Below are 1,536 nucleotides of genomic sequence, written 5' to 3' on the forward strand. Positions count from 1 at the left end.
TTATATTGATAAAGTATCTTTGTAATTTTGTTAAAAATTTAAAAATATTATAAATTATTAGTGAGAATTTTTAAATTTAAAAAATTTTTAGTCCATGAATTCTTTTATAATATTTATATTTTTCTTAGTGTTTGTGCGTTTATTAAAATTTTTGCTTATAGGATAAATTTTGTAAAAATTTCTAATATTTCAAGAGTTAATTTTACTATAACAATGAATGCAAGAGGTGGTCCAGGAATAGTTTTAGCTAGTGTTGCTTATTATTATCAAATCATTAATGTTAGTTTTTTATAACGCTTATCTTCACTGTTTTAATTTCTTCTATGATTGCACGTTATTGATTAAGATATCAAAAAAGTAAAAATATAAATATTTTTTCGAATTTTAACAAAGATTAAATGATATTGATTAATTTTTAATATTTAAGTAAAAAGCTTATAATGTTATAATCTTAAATAGAAAAGACTTTGAAAGGATTTTTTATATAATTAAAGTTGTTTAAAAGATATAAATATATAATAACTATACTTGCTATTGAAGAAAAAGTTTTTAAAAATGAAATTTTAAATTTTAAAAAGTAAGGTTTAGCACCAAAGCTTAAAGCGGTGATTTTAAGTGCAAAAGAGTTAAGGCTTATAAATTTTAAAGGAGAATAAATGCTAACTTATATAAAAAAGCATTTTGAAGAAAGCATAGATACAAAAGAGCAAATTTTAAAAGATGAAGATTTATTAAATCTTATTAAAAAAGTGGCTTTAGAAATCATAAAAGCTTATAAAAATGGCAATAAAACTTTATTAGCAGGAAATGGCGGGAGTGCAGCTGATGCTCAGCATATTGCAGGGGAGCTTGTAAGTAGATTTTATTTTGATAGACCAGGACTTGCAAGTATAGCATTAACCACAGATACTAGCATACTTACAGCTATTGGAAATGATTATGGATATGAAAAAGTTTTTTCAAGACAGCTTGAAGCACAAGGCTTAAAAGGTGATATTTTCATAGGAATTTCAACAAGTGGAAATAGTGTTAATATATTAAAAGCCTTAGAAATTTGCAAAGAAAAAGGTATTATAAGCGTTGGTTTAACAGGAAAGAGCGGAGGAAAGATGAATGATCTTTGTGATTATTGTATCAAAGTGCCTTCAAATTGCACTCCGCGCATACAAGAATCTCATATTTTAATAGCTCATATACTTTGTGCTATAGTGGAAGAGGAGCTTTTTGGAAAAGGTTTTCATTGAAAGTTATTATCCTTTGTGGAGGTTTGGGTACAAGACTTAAAAGCATAGTTAAAGATGTGCCAAAACCTATGGCTTTAATCAATGGTAAGCCTTTTTTAGAATTTATTTTTGAATATCTAAGAACTCAAAATATCAAAGAAGTTATTCTAGCTGTTTCTTACAAATATGAAATCATAAAAAACCACTTTAAAAATAAATTTTTAGACATAAAAATAGAATATAGCATAGAAAAAAAACCTTTAGGAACTGGTGGAGCTATAAAACAAGCTTTAAATTTAGTAAATGAAAATTC

At 25.3% G+C, this 1,536-nt stretch carries 3 protein-coding genes; all 3 read left to right on the top strand.

All coding sequences use genetic code 11. From position 1 onward, the window contains the following. Positions 1 to 60: 60 nt before the first annotated feature. Entirely contained in the window at positions 61 to 294 is a 234-nt protein-coding gene (locus JG677_RS08060; RefSeq protein WP_200286119.1) for a hypothetical protein, read from the top strand. A 362-nt stretch (positions 295 to 656) separates the two neighbouring features. Further along, a complete protein-coding gene (gene gmhA2 / locus JG677_RS08065) occupies positions 657 to 1,244 on the top strand; it encodes a D-sedoheptulose 7-phosphate isomerase (protein ID WP_200286120.1) in 588 nt (195 codons plus the stop codon). Beyond that, positions 1,241 to 1,536, top strand: a 296-nt coding sequence (locus JG677_RS08070) for a sugar phosphate nucleotidyltransferase (RefSeq protein ID WP_200286121.1), incomplete at its 3' end; no start/stop codon positions are given. The genes gmhA2 and JG677_RS08070, both read left to right, overlap by 4 nt.

The organism is Campylobacter sp. TTU-622, from assembly GCF_016598965.1.
In the GTDB taxonomy this organism is placed as follows: Bacteria; Campylobacterota; Campylobacteria; order Campylobacterales; family Campylobacteraceae; genus Campylobacter_D.